Source organism: Burkholderia anthinoferrum, from assembly GCF_002925705.1.
In the GTDB taxonomy this organism is placed as follows: Bacteria; Pseudomonadota; Gammaproteobacteria; order Burkholderiales; family Burkholderiaceae; genus Burkholderia; species Burkholderia semiarida.
The window spans coordinates 84,960-102,584 of record NZ_LFZP01000046.1 but is presented as its reverse complement, the minus strand read 5'-3'; the positions used below and the strand labels follow the sequence as shown (position 1 = coordinate 102,584).

Genomic DNA, 17,625 nt, shown 5'->3' with positions numbered 1-17,625 from the left:
AGCCGATCCGATGAAACTCAATGTCGCGATAACGATGAACGTCCAGCGCGACGCGACGCAGTCGATCTGGTACAACGGCGCGAACCAGCACTGCGTGTACCTGTACATGCTGCTGAAGCAGTCGCCGCTGATCGGCGAGGTCTGGCTCGCGCACGACGACGGCGTCACCGAGTATCCGCAGGCGTTGATGATGGACGCGTTCGGCGACGCGCTGCGGCCGCTGTCGGCCGTTGTCCACCAGACCGACCTGCTGATCGAGATGAACGCGTTCATCGACCCGTCGCACACGGACGTCGTGCGCCGGCGCGGCGGCAAGTGCGTGTCGTACCGCTTCGGCAACGACTACGTGATCGCGGTCGAGACGATCAACTTCGAGAAGAACGACTGGCGACCGAACCCGCACCGCGTGCAGTTCGACGAGATCTGGACCAATCCGCAGCACATGCATACGTGCGCCGCGTATTTCCAGGCCGTGTACCGCGCGCCGGTGATCGAGCTGCCGCATATCTGGTCGCCGTATTTCATCGAACGCAGCCTCGACGCCGATCCTGAACTAAAGGCGCGCTTCGGCTATCGCAACCACGGCCCGGCCAAGCGCATCGCGTTCTTCGAGCCGAACCTGAACGTCGTGAAGAGCGCGATCGTGCCGATGCTCGCCGCGAACGCGTGCTACGTCGACCATCCGGAGCTCGTCGAGCACGTGTACATGACCAACACGTTCGACAAGAAGGAGAACGTCGCCTTCAAGCATCTCGCGCTCGGGCTCGAGATGGTGCGCGACGGCAAGGCCACCGCCGACGTGCGCGCGCCGTTCGTCGCGTGGGCCGCGCATCACACCGACATCGTCGTGTCGCACCACTGGGAAAACGGCCTGAACTACCTGCTGTACGACGCGCTGTACGGCAACTACCCGCTCGTGCACAACTCGCCGTTCCTGCGCGACGTCGGCTACTACTATCCGGACTTCGAGATCTTCGATGCGGCGCGCGCGATCGCGACCGCCGCGCAGACGCACGACGCACGGCTCATCGACTACGCAGCCGCCGCCCGACGCTGCCTGCACCAGGTCGACGCGCTCGCCGAGCACAACGTGCGTGCCTATTCCACGCAGATCCAACACCTGTTCGCCGATCGCCCGCTCGGCTGATTGCGATCGCACGCGCCCGTCGCGTTACACGCGTACCCGATCGCCGCTTTGCGCGGCGAACGCGCGGCCGTGCCGCCGTCCGATGCGCGCGAGCACCGCGAAACAACGGGCTGCCGACCGGCCCGCGCGGCCCGATTGCCTGACGAGGCTGTCGCATACGCCGCGCGCGATCGCCGACTCGTCACCGCACGCGCCGGCAATGACGCCCGCGTAATAGTGCCGCGCCGCCAGCTCGCGGCCGCCCGCGTCGAGCGGGTTCATCCGCTGAATGCGGCGCGCGACGGTCGTCAGGCCGTCGAGATAGGGCGCGACATCGATCGGGGCATCGGGCGACTCGGCGCCCAGTTGCCCCAGCATGTCGGCCAGTTCGGCGAGGGCGATCAGGCCGCGCACATCGGTTGCCTGCGTGCCCGTTCCGCCTCCGGCTTTCGTCTCCGCCATCTCCACGCCCCTTTTTGCGATTCGTCCCGCCCCCGACGCGCATCCCGCGCACCGCCCTGCCCGTTCCCGCGATCACGCGGCGGCCGGCGACCGCCACGAAAAGCGGATACCCTGCGCCCACGCGACGCCGGCATCCACGATGATCTGCCGGTCCATCTCGCTTTCCACACCCTCGACGACGACGTGCCGCGCACCTTCATGCGCAAACGCGATCAACCGGCGAAACCGGTATCGCCCGATCGCGTTGCGCTTGATCATCGACAGAATCGAGCGGTCGAGCTTCACGATGTCGGGATTGCCGACCACCAGATTGTTCAATGCACTGAAACCGACACCGAAATCGTCGATCGCGATCCGGCACCCGGCGCGCCGGAGGCGGTCCACGAACGACCGGCCCGCGACAGGGTTCAGCGGCCCCGTCTCCGTGATTTCGACCACCAGCCGCGCCGCCACCGACGGCTCGCACTCGAGCCGCCTGAAGATCGCGAGCCACGCGTCATCCACGACCGCACTGGCCGCCGCGATGTTGCACCCGTACACGGCACCGGGATCGGCGCGCAGCGCGTCGATCATCCGGCCGACCACCAACCGATCGAACCAGCGCATCAGCCCGAGCGCTTCGAGGCGCGGCAGGAAGGCGAGCGGCGGCAGCGCGTCGCGCTCGCCCCATCGCAGCCGCGCCAGGCATTCCTGGTACAGCACGCCGCCCGACAGGTCGGCGCGGCACACGGGCTCGCGCGCGAATCCGAGCCGGCTTTCGACGAAACTGCGTACCGACGCGAGGTCGGGATGATCGTCGCGCGCGCCGAACACGCGGTCGATTTCGTCGCGATTCGCTTTCCGATTCGCCTCCTGGCGAGCTTCGACCGCATTCATCCGGCGCTCCGGCAAATGGCGAGCCGCCGATCGCGGCTCGACCTCAACACATCAGCGGAACGAGCCGACCTCGACGCGCTCCGCCGCCCTACCCGGCCCATCCTGTCATGTCGATTTTTCCGGGGAGCGGACTGTTCGCTGCGGCGCCGTCAAATTCGATATTTTTTGCGATATTCGGTTACCTGAAATACATCACGCACGCGCGATGCCGACAGTGCGACAGGTTACACAACCCGAATCAAAAGAACCCGAAGCTTGAGTCGTTTATCTTTTTCGTCGAAACAGTTTTATCTGAATCGTCTCTTCGCGAATTCCCCGTCTCGAGAACCAGAGCACCGTCAATTGATCTGACCAATACCGTGCCGTGAAGTACCGATCACGCGCGACAGGCCGCGGTGAAACACCGTTCCCCATACACGACCCGCCCCGCGAGAAACCCGTTTCCGCCCGCCATTCGATCATCGCGGCATTCAATTTTCACGTTTCAAACGATATTATTAAAATTCCATGCGGAATCAATCTTCATTTAATCAATAATACAAACCTCAATTATATGAAGATTATGGATTGAAACATGTTTAACAATCTTTCCAACTTGTTAACCTATAAACTTGTTTTTGACGGACTTCCCTCGGAGCCGTCAATTTCGTGCCTTCGAAAACCGTCGAACCGATCGCGTTCGGCGGTTTCTTTTTTAACGGCATGATTTCGTCAGACATGAGGGCGGGACAAACCCGGCGGTGGCAGACGGCGCGCGGGCCGCAACGAACCGGTACCGCGGAAAATCGGCTTCAGGCAGCCGTCGCGCCGATCAGGTTCGCGAGCAGCGCGTCGTACTCGGCGACGAGCGCCGGATTCGACGACGTGTAACGGCCGAGGATCTCGCGCTGGCGCCGCGTGTACGCCTGCCAGTCGTGGTCGTGCGTATGCAGCGCGCGCAGCAGCGCATCGGCGCCTTGCTGCACGTCGTTGTCCGGATAGTAGTAGCCGAGATCGGGCGCGAGGCTCGCGTTGTGCACCAGCGGATAGCCCTGCCAGCACACGTCGAAATAGAAATAGTTGAGCGGGTTCGACCACTGGTGCGACACGACGATATCGGTCAGGTCGGCCAGGAACAGCGGCGTATCGAAACGCCCGACGAAGCTCGCCTTGCCCGCGCGCACGATGTCGAGATAGTTCATCAGCATCACGAACTCCGGGCTGTCGTGTGCGAGGCGATCGGCGTTCGTCACGTGCGTGAAGCAGATCGCGTCCGGGTCGCGGCGATACGCTTCGTCGATGATCAGCATCGGATACACGCAGAACTTCACGACGTTGTGGTTCGGCTCCATCACCGTGAGCCGCTTGCCGGGCTCGCTGCGCGGCCGGTATTCGCCGTGCTCGGGCAGCGACTGCGCGCGTTCGGTCAGGAACATCGGATCCCACACGAACGGCACGACGCGCCCCGGGCAGCGGCGCAGCGACTGCAGGAACGGCAGCGACGACGGCGCAATCTGCGGAATTGCCCATACCTCGTCGTAGCCGCGGTTGATGAACAGCGAATCCCACAGCCGGCGGCCGAACAGCATCGACTCCATCGCGTTGATGTACTCGACGCCGCAGCAATAGCTGACGAGCTTCACGCCGCGCGCTTTCAGGTAGGCCGTCTGCTCGCCGTCGATTTGCCCGCCAAGCTCGATCATCACGTCGAGCGCGTCCTTCATGTCGGCGAACGCGCGCGTGTCGTACATGCCGCGATCCCACGGCAAGGCGTCGGTCAGCGGCACGTCGGTCGTGTTGACCAGCGTCACGCGGTAGCCGTGCGGCGACGCCATCAGCAGCTTCGCGAGGAACAGCGCGTTCTGCTTGATGCCGTTGATCCACAGGCTTTCGTCGGGGGCACGCAATCCGATCGTGATGCCGATGCGCAGGCCGGTCAGGACAGGAGACGTCATCGTCGGCAGGATGGAAAGTTGAACGGGGATGGCATGGCGCAGTGTAGCGCGCGAAGCGCCGCCTGCGTCAAGCGGCGGCAATCCGGCATTCTAGCGGAGCGCCGGCCGCACACTGTCAGGGATGGTCAGCGGCCGGTCCGGAGCGCTTTTCAATGGAAGAAGAGCCCGTTGTGCGCCAGACATGGCCGAGTTAACTCTCACCATCAGGGATTCCGTCGCCGACGATCAAGCTCCCGAAACCGCACCTCGTTCATGGAACCAGCTCCATCCGATCGCCCGTCACGACCAGCTTGACGGGATCGGATTTCTTCCATTGCGATTTCGGGATTAGCAGTTGCCATTCGGCACCGGCTTGGTTACGGAAGAATCCCGCGACACCGACAACTTGCGCATCATCCGCCATGGGCGCCGACAGCTTCACCGTGGCGCCAGGCCCGAGCGTGGTTTCCATACTGCCGAGCAGATCGGCCCTCAGTAACGCTCTATCGTCATCGAGCAACTGGGCGTAACGCGCTTTTTCGAAGACCTTCGCGTCTTTCAGCTGGTAAACGCGCACCACAACCGGTAATGATTGACCCTGCTCATTTTCGTTGAGCGCGGAACGACTTTCGATCACCAGATTCATCTGCTTGACCTTCGCGACGAATACCGCGCGCGTCGTATCGACCGCCGTATCCATCACCGACTGCCACATGCCGCAGCCGGACATCGCCGCGACCATCAGCGCACCGACCGCTACCAGTCGAATGCTTCGCATCCTCCGATGGTTTCTCGGTATCACAACCAGTCTCCCTTCTTGCTCACGCACGGATAGCGCCGAATCGGCCCCCCGACGCCTTCGTACAGAACGAGCCGCACTGCAAAGTGGCAACACGCGTAGCGGCCTACGAAGCGGCTGAGTACGTCGCCGAATAGCGCGACGTCGCCCGGCCCGGCGAAACCCGACGGCTCGATACCTACGTTCACATTCACGATGCGATCGACGCGCATACCCACCCGTTCCGTTTCCTCGTCGAGCCACACGTAATGGATCGCCTCGATACGTCGCCGGTTATCGTCCTGTCGCGTCCAGTCGTACAACGACAGCGCGCCGCGCAGCACGTTCGCGTCCATCATGTTCAGCTCGGTTGTGCCTGCCGCGTTGAAGTGAGAAATCACCCGCCAGTCATAGTCGCGTCCGCGCGGCGGATACAGCGGCATCGTCGGGGCCGTCAGGTTGCATACGCGCTCGACACCGTTAAAGGTCGAAGCACGCGTGGCAATCGTCGATTCACGCAGGGCCATGCGCGGCAATCGGCCATTGTTTGCCAATACCCGGACCGTCACGTGCGCGTCCGGCAAGCTGCCCGGCTCATCCCATGGATGCCCGCCCAACGTCACGACCATCTCGCGCTGGCCGGTCACGCCTTGCCGAATCGACGCGTGGTAGTAGCGATCCGGCGATTCGTGCCGCATCATCCCGCCGCGGTGACGGAATTCCTTGATCGACCGATACGCGTATTGATTGGCGGTGCGCGGATCGGTCGCCACGACCGACAGCGCATCGTAGGGCTCGACGTGCTCGCCCGCCGACCTGGGAGGGAGCACCGGATAGTCGCGATCGTGTCCGTTGGGCCGGATTGCCTGCGCGTCCAGTTCGAACAGATTGATCACCGGCGTGCAGAACAACCGGATATTGTCCGCGCCGAACGTGGCGTCACCGGGTATCCGATCCCGGATCACGATTTCGAATTCAAGACGCGTTTCGCCCGGTGGCACACTCGCCGCGTCGAAACCGCACAAGTCGACGAAGTGGAACTTCTCGGGGAACGCGAAATATTCGAGCATCGTCTGCTCGCGATCGAGAGCGGCGTCGCGTGCGTCGTGATCGACCGGCCACAGTCGCTCCTGTGCGCCAAAGCCGGCCGCCTCGAACTTCATCGCCGGACGCGGCTGTAGCTGGCCGTCGAGCAGGCGCGGCATGCGCACGCCGATCGACTCGACCTGGCGCGTGAACACTGCGTACAGCGCGGATGCGGTCGGCCGGTCGCCATGCAGGTAAAGCCGGATACGTGACAGGTCATCCAGCAACCGCTGCTCGCGGTGCAGCAGGTCGAACGCGAGCCGAATCACCGTGTGACCGTCCTCGCGCATACGCGCACCCGCCTCGCGCACGCCGAGCGGCAACAGGCTTACCGCCTGAGTGGTCCGATAAACGCATATCGTCCCGTCCTGGCCGACCGGTGTCGAATGAACCTGTAGCCCCGGCGGCAACGTATCGAGAATCCGCGCCTCGCCGGTGCGGGGCATGCACGCAAGGATCGCCAGCGACGGAATCGTGCGACCCGCATGCGGCCAAAGGTGGTCGATCAGCGGATCGGTGATTTCCGAATAGGCGTCGTCGAGCTTCATGCGCAGCCGGCTCGTGAGGAAAGCGAAGCCCGCGTAAGTCTGCTCGACACTGTCGTGGAGTGCACCGGGCATCATCGTCATTCCCACACGGCGGGCGCCTTGCGGCTGTTCCTTCGCAAATTCCCGCGCCGCTTCGCGCAGGTAGCGCATCTCGGCATCGAAGTAGCGCAGGTACGGATCGTCCTCCGCGCCGAAGCCAACGCCTTCGGGCATCACCGGTTCGTTTTTGCCTTCACTCATGGCTGGAGATCCTGTGGCAGCGGCGGCAGGAGCGGCATGGTAGACACGACACCGGCGTTGCCGACGATGAAAATGCGATCGGGCATTCGGAATCCGCGCAGTTTCAGCAGGCCAATCGGCCCGGCGCCGACCTGTGTGCGCAGCACATACGAAAGCGGCTCGCTGCTCCCGGTGTTCCACGTGAGCCGATAGCGCGTGCTATCAAGCTGCTTGACGTCCGCCTTGCTCAGCAGACGCAGGAACGCCCAATCGCCGGTCGAATCAAACGCCTGCCGCAGGCCCGCGTCGAGCGTCTGCCACGTGAGCCCCGCGTGTCCGTTCAGGCCATTGCCTGGCCACGCCAGCGGCGTCCAGCGTTCCTGCTGATTGAAATAGACGATCTGCTTGCCGTCGATCGACAGTTCCGAGCGTGTTACCTCTGGCGTCGGCAGGGCCATCATTTCGAATTTCTGTCCCGCGTCGCCCTGCAAGTAGAGCTGCGCGCCCACCGTCGACAGCTGCCGGACGGCGCTCAGGAATTTCGGGTCGAACTGCAGCGCCTGCGGCGCAAACTCGTTCGGCGCCCAGTGATCGCCCTCCAGCTTCATCACGCCGGCCAGTTGTGTAGTGACGAAACGCGAAATCAATCCGGTGTCGGGCCGAACATAGCGGCCAAGCTCAGCGAAGGATGCATCGGCCTGCGTATCGAAGAACGGATAGCGGCCGCTCATCGCCGCGTTGAAGGGCGCGGCAACGCTGGCTCGCCATGCGTCGTTCAGGCTCGCTGCGGCCGGCTGCAGAATCGTCTGCCATGCGGCCTCGAGCGGCTGCGCAAACACCGCATCGCCAAAACCCGCCCATGCCGCGCCCAGACTTGCGGCCGTCAGCGCCGCGTCATCGCGTGCTTGGGACAGCTCCGACAACTTCCCCTGGAACACCGCCTGCGCGAGCGAACGCGCCATCGCCTGCGCATCCGGACTGCCGGAAATCTGCTGCAACTTCAGCCGCATCGTCGTGACTGCCGTCAGGTAGCGCGACAGGCTCACACCGGTCAGCGCGATACCGGCCGGCAGAGCGCTCTTCGCGTTTGCAGCGGCCGGCGACGCGCCCGTGTCGCTCATCAGCATGAGCAGCGGACCGAACGGCTTGTCGAGCGGGCTGACGACGGCCGCCCCTGCCTGCTCGTCCGTGCCGATCAGGTCTTGCGCCTTGCGCATCAGCGTGTCAACCAGCGCCTGCGACGGGCGGCCCGCCTGGGCCTGATATTGCACGGATTTCATCAGCGCGATCAACGGCGAGGTCTGTGCATCCGCGAGCCGCGAAAGCTGTGCCACCGCACCGCCGAGATTGGATGCCGGCTGCCATTGCATACTGTTGAGCATGCGCTGCCACGCAACCGTGTACTCGTCAAAATAACGCGCCGTCAGCCGCTGCTTCAGTTCCTCGGCGGGCGCTTTAGACCGGATCATGTCGGCCGCGCGCGTGTGCCCCGTCGTCCGAGACGGCTGCGTGCTCGCCAACACCCAGTCGCCACTGCTTTGGTACTCCCCGGCGGCCTTGTCGATTGCCGCGGCGATCATGCCGTTCCACGCTGCGCGCGTATAAATCCCCGGCACCGTCTGCGACGCGGTGAACATCCCACGTGCATCGGCGCCATTCAGCAGCGTCTCGAGCGACGCGTCGGCGTACTTGTTCTCGACGTCGTCAATAATGCGCCGGTAGACCGTGTCGTCGGCTGACGCGAGTCCCATCTGCGTCACCAGCATGTTGCGAGTCGCTGTCACGACGCGATCGTCCGTCGCAATTCGCCATTCCGGATGCGCTTTCAGATGATCGGCGTAAAACGCTGCGAGCCGTCGGCCGATATCGTCACGCTCGCCCGAAGGCATTTCCGGCGGCCTCTTCCACAGAGCTGTGAGTTGATGCTTCAGAAATGCAGATTCGGCGCGAGATGGATCACCGAGCATCAGATAAGCCTTGAGCGCATTGTAGGTACTGCTGCGTGCGTCCTGTGATTGAAGGCTGTCGGCGCGCATCCGATCGGCTGCCACCAACAGCTCGCCGATCGTTTTCACAACAGGCGCCTGCAAGTTGCGAGTCGCGGCGATTCGGTACGGTTGCCACAGACTGCCGAGAACATCGGCATTGTGCGACAGACCCGCGCGCAGATACCACGGTGCGCCATGCCGTTGCCGGTATTCGAGCTTTTCGATCAACTGTTGCAGCGCAAGCTGCGCGCGCAAGGCGATAGCGGTTTGCGGCCGTGCATCGACCGCTGCGCGAGCCGCCGCTTCCGCTTCGCGCATGAGTTGCCGGTTGCCGACGAACGATATGGTCATCCATGCGCACCACGCTATCGCCGCAACTGTCACGCCTATCGCCAGCGCATCCGGCCAGTAGAAGCCCACCCGCTGGCCAATGCGTCGCCGACTGGCGATTGCGCGCCACGCGGGTAGCAGTGCGGCCGGTTGCGGCGGGAAATCGGTCGGGAGGGTCGGCGCCGTTGCGCTCGCGCCCGCAGCAATCGGCACCGGCGTCGGCATGGTGGCTGTCGTCGCGAATACGGGAGCGAACATGACGCCCGTCAGCGGCGCGCGCGCCCAGTGCGAATCAACGAGCGCCTGCCAGCCGGCGACGATTTGCTCGTGCTGCTTTTCGATGTATTGCGAGATTTCGGCTAAATATGTGATGCGTGTCGATGCCGCACAAAGCCGAACGCCCGTGTCCGCCGTACTACGCTCGATCGCAGCGAGTTGATCGCGTAAGACGAGAAGCCGACTAGCACCGACCACCGGCTCCGGAAATGCGCCGATCGCATCGAATGCTTCCGGGCGGCCGTTCGCCGCGGGCACTGGATGCAGGAACGTGACAGGCGCGGCCCAGCCGATGTCCGCGGCAAGCGTGGCGAGTGCGCGCGGCAGTTCGCTAACGCGCTCGTCCGCATGCGTGACCTGCACGACGCCGTCGACAGGCCGTCTGCTCCGCAGCTTACGGATCTGCCGACGCCACACGCCCGCGTCGATGTCGTCCGGCGCCGCGTGCACGAGGATCACGTCGCCGACGGGCATCGCACCCGCGCACTTCAGGCCCGGCGCGACCTGATCGACCAGCGTGTCAGCGCCGCTCACCATCAGCCACGGTGATCGGTATCGCCAGCGCCGGCCCTGCGATACCCGTAGTTCCTCGACCAGACGTTGCAGACGCGCATCGCGTTTGAACTGCCGTCCCGTCGTTGAAGCAGCTTCCTTCTCACCGGTTTGCAGACGAAACAGTTTGGCTGCGCCCGCATATGCGCAAGTCGATATCGCCATCAGATGAATGATCACGATGACAACCAGCAATACCGGAATACCGATCAATGCCAGTGTACGAGGCGTGCCATCGGGGACGCCGAGGCGCTCGCCATGGAACCAAACCAGCACGAGCGCTGAAACGGCAATAACCAAGACGGCAAGAGGCAGCCCCCAGACTGCGACCCGGCTCTGAGCGTCGTCGGTTAAGGCCGCTCTAGGCTGCGTGTTTTGTAGATTATTTTTGGATATCGACATGCGGAGAAGCCGTTTGATCTCGAGGTAAAACATAGAGGATGGCCGACTGCGAGCCATCGACGACGAGTTGCGGTCCGTCACTGGCACCGGACTCGATCGCCGCGGCGATCGCCAGCAGACCGTTCGCTGCCCGCATGTCGCCAACAATACGATCCAACCGACTCTGCGCAGCGTCTTTCGCTGCAACCACAAACCCGGCGGCGTTCAACGCGCGGTCACAGTTTTCAACCGGCCGCGTTATCCACGCGCGCGTCACCGAGGCGGCGTCGGCTTTGCCCCAGATCGCGGAATTCGCGAAACCATATTCCGGTTCGGCGGAATCACCCGCAACGGGCCTATGTAGCGCAGCCTTTCTACGGACCTCCTGCGGAAGCCCGAAATAGCCGGCATCAAGCAACGCGGCCACACATCCCTCGGCAAGGCTCTCGTCGATGTCATCGTCGTACCACGTCGTAGCGATGACGAGGAGCGGACGGGATTCATGCGCGTCGAGCCATACATCGGCCACAAGCAACGCGTCGGCAGCCGGAACGGCCTGGACTTCCAAGGGCGGAAACGCCACCAGATGCATCGCGGCACGAACCTGGGTCAAACGCACGTCCGCGATGTCCGACTCGGCCAATACGCGCACTTGAGGCCAATATGCCCTTTCGTATCGAGTCAGTGCCTGAATGCTTTCAGCGAGAGGCTCAAGCGCAACGCGAATCATCTGCACCACCGGATCGGCCTTCTTCGGTACGGCAGCAGTTGGACTTTCCTCTTCATCCGCCATGGAGGAAGCGTCCAGCGGCGGATCATTGGACGGGGCGTCCAGTAGCGGGTCGTTGTCCTCAAAGCGATTGCACAAAACCTTTCCTGAACCGTGCCGCGGGGCTTGCACCTTCATGATGGAGCGTTTCCCTATCAGAACATCGGACAGAGATGTCCCACCAAGTGGCAGGCAATAGCCTGCGTCGAGTACATAAAGCGGTCGCTGCGCAAACCCGATCTTTTTCGCAAGCCAGCGGTCACGATGATGGTTGCGCCAGTATGCGCGATACCATAGCCCCTCGTAGCCTGCGCGGCCAAAGCCGAGCAGGACCAGAAACAGTCCGTTGGGTACCCCACTAATCAAGCCCCAAAACCTAAGGCCGCTCGCGGGCTCGCTTTTCGGCCACGCCAGCAAAATGACCACCGGGCCGAACACATTACACACGAACCAAGTTAATGCCCACGGCCTGAAACGCATCCTGGCCGGATACGCGCTGGGGCGTCCGGCGGGAGAGAGATCGACCGGCACTACTCGAAGTGGACGTTCGGTAGCGACGAAATCAATCGACAACCGCACGTGCAGCGATGGCCGTCCAGCGCGAACAACTTCTCATCGCGATCGGGATACTTGTCCGCGCCCTCGTCGATGACGGTCGGACCATGCAGGTCGCAGGTCGCATCGTCGCCTTTACGTGCAAGCGGCCTGTCCATGAACGTCGTCCACGGCGAGCCGCTGGTAACTTCACCGCCATGTTCGAGCTTGTCACCTTTGCGAATAGGAGATTGCATATACTGGCTATCTAGTTGAATAGGGATTTTTGGAGTTTCCAGCACACCGCGTACCGAAGCTCAGGGACAAATTAATCGCGGATGACAATCTATCGATCCCCGTCGTCTCTTTCAGGAGCCGTCGATCGCAATGCAACAACTTCAATTCCGCCAAGCGCCACCGGAATTCGATCGATTTCCTTCTTGTCAAGCCTCTGTCCCACAATTTCAAACGAGAAACATGGGTAATGTATTGCGTCAGGGCATATTAAGAAATAATCAGGAACAGTCAATCTCTCTCGATCGCCATATATCGAATCAACGTAGGAAATGGTTCCATCCCATCCCCTTCCTTCATATTTCCTTTGCCACACGATATTACGCACATATCGCCCCCCAGAATCTTCCAAAGCAATTTCGTCGACCGCGGTGGTGTTATTCACAACACTTGAACCCGACACACCCGATTCAGCCATAAAACAACTAAACGACAGCTTCCCGCGTATAGCCCTCTTATCCAGCGCCATCACAAGATAAAAATCAAATGATATGATTTCATTATTTACACCCACCGAAGAATCGACTACCTTTGACGATATACTCTCGCCGAGAACATATCCGCACCGATTTTTCAGCAGAGATACATTATCCCGATAATTGACATGACCAGTAGAAACCGACTCACTATTCGCGGCCCCACCGAGCCCCAAAAAAGCCAACAACATCCAAAAAATATTTCTCACGGCAACTTCCGTCTTGTGAAGTTTTCCGGCCACGTTAGATCTTCCTGATTTGCCCCCTTGAAAATCGCAATATCGGTCAAAACCATTAACGCATTAGTCAGCGACGTCGATCGATCTACCAGACCATTCATGTTTGGTGGGTTTTTGCCCGTAGCACCCGGATAGTTCACTGCTGCAGCACAATTCGCAAAGGATTGGTTGTAATACCACACCTTAATTCCGGCGTTTGTTCGAATTACCCTTCTTTCGTTCACACCCATCTCATCTGCATATTTATTTGCACTATCCACCCGCGGTCGAGACGGATTGTTCACCGTAGGCATCGATTTCCCAGACCAAACCCAATAAGCACCTGCACTATGACTCGCATGATAAGCATCTCTTGCAACCTCATTTCGCCACTGCAACTCCTGCGCCCCCGGCGGCAGAGTCGGGTGTCGACCAATAAATTTAAAATATTTATAGTAGTTATTATTTCCGCCGCCCATATTTCCGTTAGGATTTGTCAACTGCAAAAAACCCCGACCAAACCAACCGTTGTGCAGGTCTGTTGCACTATCATTGCGATTCCCTTCCGCAAGATAGCGGAACCACCCTGTTTCTTGTGTGGCATTTGCTATAAAACACGCCTGTCGAATAGGGGTGTCAAGCTTGAACTTCCTCATCGAATCGTTCAAACCCAACCCAAACCTATCAAGCAAAGACGAAGCGTGATCTGGATTCGGTGACTCCCATACTCCTTGAGATGGGGAGTTATGTGAGCCTGGCTTTCTAATAACATGATCCGGTATAAGCTGGAGCATCTCCCTCTTACCAAGCCATCCGCATTTCCTGAAATGCCGAATAAATTCGAGCGGATGAAAATACCAGAGCTTCTCTTTTGCTAGCGATTCCTCGGATGGCAACCTGTCAAGAAACTGGAATTTTCCGAGAAATTCAATAAACAAGGCATAGCCATCCGGGTTGGTATCTTTCTGCTTGCCAAAGAATCCATCTGGTTCATTCAGACCTCGATAGCGATCGTCGTTGTCCGACGGATCCCACTCGCTGCGCGCGTTGAACACCAGCCCCCTGAGCTTTGTGCGCACACCCTCTGCATTCCGCACATAGCCAGCGAGCAGCTGATTGGCACTATCGTTGTTGTTACCGTCGTATTCGAGCGGCTGGATCATTCCGAACGTTGCCTGTGGATCAGTAACGCCGGTCAGACGACAAAGCTCATCGTATCCGCATAACCCATCCCGATTAAACGGCGTATTGCTTTCGTCAACTTTTTGCCAACCCTTGAAGAACGGAAAGTCGGCATCCGACAATTTGATGATCTTGTCGGCAGCGATGTTGACATATCCTTGCGTCCCGTTCTCGTCGATTGGCACCGCTACCCAAGTAGCAGGGGCCTCCCCCGTCACCACCGTACGTGAAAGAATTCGCCCAAAGCGCAGCATTTCATAGCCATCGCTGGGACACTCTGAATAAAGTGCTACCGCTCGATCATACAGGTCGTACTCATACTGCCCTGTTTCTCCGTCGTACGGGTCAGCAACCGGAACCTTTGTAAGCAGAATAACGTTGCCGCTGCTACCACGGTCGATCCACGCGCATGTGTAGCGCCGCCCCTTGTTGAACCATGCTTCCACATAAAGGATGTCTTGTTCACCAATTGAACCGCCTGGCAGACGCGGAAACCAGTCGTCCGCCATACCCGCGGGCTGCGCGATAAAATCATGTGGTCCCTTAATGACAAAATAGGAATGCCCCCAGTAGTCACTCGACGCAGGCTGAACAGGATTCCTCTCACCCAGTTGAACCTTGTGGCCGTCCTGATCAAACCAGGCTGTAAAGTCGGTGTCCGACATGAAAACTTCAAAATGCAGATGCCGCACTCCCTGGTGCTGACCGACATAACCGAGCATGTCCTTGCGGTACACCTTCTTTGTGCCGCCCAACTGAACGATCCCGTCTTTGCCGCCTGCCGTATCGAGCAACCATTCAGGCAGGGCATTCATCGATCCCTCTGCTGGCGGATTGGTCGGCTGAGGAGCAAGCCGCTCCTGTTCCGTCATGTCCAGCAAATGCATATATAGTGAGTAAAATGTAATCGCTCGCCCATGTCCTGTATCGGTCTTATGTCTGAGCAAGACAAATCCAGCATTCGAGTTCAGCAACGGTTGTCCAGTCGGATCTTTCGCGCCATCAGACAAAGCGCTTTTGCAAACGCGATACGCGACCACATCGCCATCGGCAATTGCGCGCACCGGTTCGTGCTGCTCGCCCGGATCCAGATGAATGCCGCAGTGAAAGCGCCGGTCGAAAGCAACGGGATAGACTCCATGATGACCAATCTCGAACTGATCGACGACATCCATCATAGGGTCCGTCTTCGACGCATCAGTAGACGTCGTGCCCGATATGGGCAGGAAGGGAGGGCTGATGATCATGGCTTCAGTGGGACGACGAGTACCGGTCAGAAATCTTCAGGCTCGTCTGCGGTAGCGATGGCAATGGTGTTGTGACGTTGTCCGGCCCCTGAAACGAAAATGACGCCGCCTTTATCGTGAAGGCGCCGGGACAGTGAAATGTCATGTTGCCATTTTCGATTACGAGCGAAGCACCACCGCTGTTGAGCGTGATCTTCGACTTGGCCGACACCTGGACGTCCGCACTTTGGCTCGCGACGCGCATCTGCTGTTTCGCGAACAAATCCATCCCGTCCGTAAGCGCCGCCATCATGACCTTGCCCTTCGCCGCGACAAAATTCAGTCCAAACTTGTGCGCGCACAGCGAAATCAGGTCCCCCGCCACCATGCGCAGTCGCTTGACGATGCTCACGTCCATATCCCGGCCTGCGGTGACGATCACGTTCTCGCCTGCCGAGTGCTGCGTCGATTTCGCTGTCACGAACGCCATGCCGCCGGGAGCACTCGCAAGCAGCCCCGCGTCGCGAAGCTGATTCAGGCCGTCGAGCAGCGCCGCCTGCGCCGCACGGTCAGCAGGGTCGGCCTTGGCCTGCGTCGTCGCTGCCGCAAGGTCCGTTACACGCTGTAATGCTGCCTTGAGCTGCGCAATCGCGGCAGGCATATCGAGATGCGGCGTCTCGGAGCCGGCTGCCGCGTCCGCCGACAAAAACAACCCCTTCGGCGCGCGCACCGCGCCCCAGTGCTGCGTGGTCAGTTCGAAGCCCTCGCCGCGCTTGTACTTCTCCGTGTCGACCAGATAGCCCATGTTGAGCGACGACTTCCCGAACACCGTCGCCAACCGAACGCCCTCGTGATTTTTCAGGTCTTCGAAGCGCAGCTTGTTGCCAAGCAACGGTGAACGGAACACCGCACGGCTATACCAGCCCTCCTTGCCATGCACCGGATCCCGCCGGGCGTAGTCATGAACCGCCCCGGCAATCAGCAACCGATCGCAATTGCCTTGCGTCGGGACAATGCGCACCTCCGTTCTTGACAATAAGGGGATGTGCAAGCCACCCTGATACGACGCGGACGCGCGCAGCAGCCGCAACGGCATGCTGTTCGTGCCACGCTTGCCGCTGTGCCGGGTGAACAGGAGCCTGACGCGATAGCGGCCATATTCGTCCATCCATGCGTACGGTTCGTCATCGACGGACTCGACCACACCGATCAGCATCCCGGTGATCCATCGCCAATGCCTTTCAGGAACGTATTCGGGCCGATAGGTCTGATGCGCCGGGATTGCTTCGAAGGTATTGATCACCGACTGGCTGCGGCTACCGGTCGTAACGAGCTTCGTGATCACGATCCCGTGCGGCGCCTCGGGCACTACGTCATTAGTTATCCGCACCACCATGCCAGGCGCCATGCCGATCACGTTACTCGTGCCCGCGAGCCGCATCTGCCGCGTGCGCAGTTCGTCACGCCGCGCATCGGCCAGCGCCTGCCCCTCTTCGATCGAATGGAAATGCTCGATGCCGCGGTTCACGCTCCCATAGACCGATCGATCGTCGTCGGCCACGACCGATTCGACCTGCAACGGATCGTCGGGGATGCGATAGTTGTGGTCCCATTCGCGTACCGTCTGTGGCACCAGCGCGCGCGTGGCTTCCAACGTCAGAATCGCCTCGTGCCAACTCGTCAGGCCGGAGTGCGGCAGCAACGGCACTTCGAGCGCCCGCACATAGCCTCGCGCCGTATTGCCGAACACCAACGTGTCGCGTTGGGGGCCGTCCTCTTTCTTCGCCTGTTTGAAGTAGTAGTAGACGCCCGCGCGGCGGCAATGCCGATCGATAAAGTTCGCGACCGTCTCTTCGTACATCACGGTTTGTTCGAACTTCCCGTCAAGCCCTTCCAGCTCGAACTCGACGTCGAAGGACTGGAACAGACTGCGATCGACGATCACGTCGGTGAGCAACTCGCGCAAGGATCGGTCGAGAAACACGGCCGAGTCGTGCACCGATTCGAGCAGCGCGAACCGCGGCTTCAAATGAAGCTGATAGGTTGCCTCGTCACGCGTGGTCTTGATTCGCGTCCACTGCGTGACGACGCCGTGCACTGTGCGAGCGGTGTGGCGCACGGGGTCGATCAATCCCGGCAGGGACGGCACCGATGCATGCTCGTCGATCGTGAAGATCGCCGGCCGCCCGACGGTGGCCGCGCCGTCGATATGCTTGTCTGGAGACGTGACCGTGATGTCGGCCAGAAACGGCGTGTTCATCGCCTCAGTGAGCGTGAATTCGAACACGGAGAGCGCGGAAGCAAGCGTCGCGATCTCGAGATGAAGAGACTGGGTAACGATCGCGCTCGGGTGTTGGAGCACGTCCTGAATGGTTCGCATGGCCACCGTTG

The 17,625-nt window shown here is 60.7% G+C and carries 12 protein-coding genes; 1 reads left to right on the top strand and 11 read right to left on the bottom strand.

The window, feature by feature from the left end; genetic code table 11:
- The first annotated feature begins 10 nt into the window (after positions 1 to 10).
- A complete protein-coding gene (locus C5F75_RS18055; protein WP_060315308.1) occupies positions 11 to 1,147 on the top strand; it encodes a DUF2827 family protein in 1,137 nt (378 codons plus the stop codon).
- Positions 1,148 to 1,171: 24 nt separating this feature from the next.
- On the opposite strand, the gene C5F75_RS18050 is transcribed toward C5F75_RS18055, so the two are convergent.
- The 11 genes from C5F75_RS18050 to C5F75_RS18005 form a co-directional block, all read right to left on the bottom strand.
- Positions 1,172 to 1,588, bottom strand: a complete 417-nt coding sequence (locus C5F75_RS18050; RefSeq protein ID WP_059575451.1) for a hypothetical protein — start codon at positions 1,586 to 1,588, stop codon at positions 1,172 to 1,174.
- Between the two features lie 72 nt (positions 1,589 to 1,660).
- Positions 1,661 to 2,464 (bottom strand): EAL domain-containing protein, encoded by an 804-nt coding sequence (locus C5F75_RS18045; RefSeq protein ID WP_059575453.1) that lies wholly within the window; start codon positions 2,462 to 2,464, stop codon positions 1,661 to 1,663.
- 791 nt (positions 2,465 to 3,255) lie between these two features.
- Positions 3,256 to 4,398, bottom strand: coding sequence for a DUF2827 domain-containing protein (locus C5F75_RS18040; RefSeq protein WP_089465749.1), 1,143 nt, complete (start codon positions 4,396 to 4,398; stop codon positions 3,256 to 3,258).
- Between the two features lie 250 nt (positions 4,399 to 4,648).
- Positions 4,649 to 5,155: a type VI secretion system lipoprotein TssJ gene (gene tssJ / locus C5F75_RS18035; protein ID WP_104012518.1), complete on the bottom strand. Its 507-nt coding sequence runs from the start codon at positions 5,153 to 5,155 to the stop codon at positions 4,649 to 4,651.
- 20 nt (positions 5,156 to 5,175) lie between these two features.
- Positions 5,176 to 7,002 (bottom strand): type VI secretion system baseplate subunit TssF, encoded by a 1,827-nt coding sequence (gene tssF, locus C5F75_RS18030; protein WP_089465813.1) that lies wholly within the window; start codon positions 7,000 to 7,002, stop codon positions 5,176 to 5,178.
- Between the two features lie 23 nt (positions 7,003 to 7,025).
- On the bottom strand, positions 7,026 to 10,589 hold the full coding sequence (locus C5F75_RS18025; RefSeq protein ID WP_258048567.1) for an ImcF-related family protein: 3,564 nt from the start codon (positions 10,587 to 10,589) through the stop codon (positions 7,026 to 7,028).
- Positions 10,537 to 11,835, bottom strand: a complete 1,299-nt coding sequence (locus C5F75_RS18020; RefSeq protein ID WP_059575462.1) for a hypothetical protein — start codon at positions 11,833 to 11,835, stop codon at positions 10,537 to 10,539. Before C5F75_RS18020 ends, C5F75_RS18025 begins: the two co-directional genes overlap by 53 nt.
- Complete coding sequence (locus C5F75_RS18015) at positions 11,835 to 12,095, bottom strand: PAAR domain-containing protein (protein ID WP_081059280.1); 261 nt, start codon at positions 12,093 to 12,095, stop codon at positions 11,835 to 11,837. The genes C5F75_RS18020 and C5F75_RS18015 overlap by 1 nt, the downstream gene beginning before the upstream one ends.
- 89 nt (positions 12,096 to 12,184) lie before the next feature.
- Positions 12,185 to 12,850, bottom strand: a complete 666-nt coding sequence (locus C5F75_RS36385) for a hypothetical protein (RefSeq protein ID WP_146075213.1) — start codon at positions 12,848 to 12,850, stop codon at positions 12,185 to 12,187.
- Complete coding sequence (locus tag C5F75_RS18010) at positions 12,814 to 15,183, bottom strand: hypothetical protein (protein WP_316252118.1); 2,370 nt, start codon at positions 15,181 to 15,183, stop codon at positions 12,814 to 12,816. The genes C5F75_RS36385 and C5F75_RS18010 overlap by 37 nt, the downstream gene beginning before the upstream one ends.
- A 76-nt stretch (positions 15,184 to 15,259) precedes the next feature.
- On the bottom strand, positions 15,260 to 17,614 hold the full coding sequence (locus C5F75_RS18005) for a type VI secretion system Vgr family protein (RefSeq protein WP_104012542.1): 2,355 nt from the start codon (positions 17,612 to 17,614) through the stop codon (positions 15,260 to 15,262).
- Positions 17,615 to 17,625: the final 11 nt, after the last annotated feature.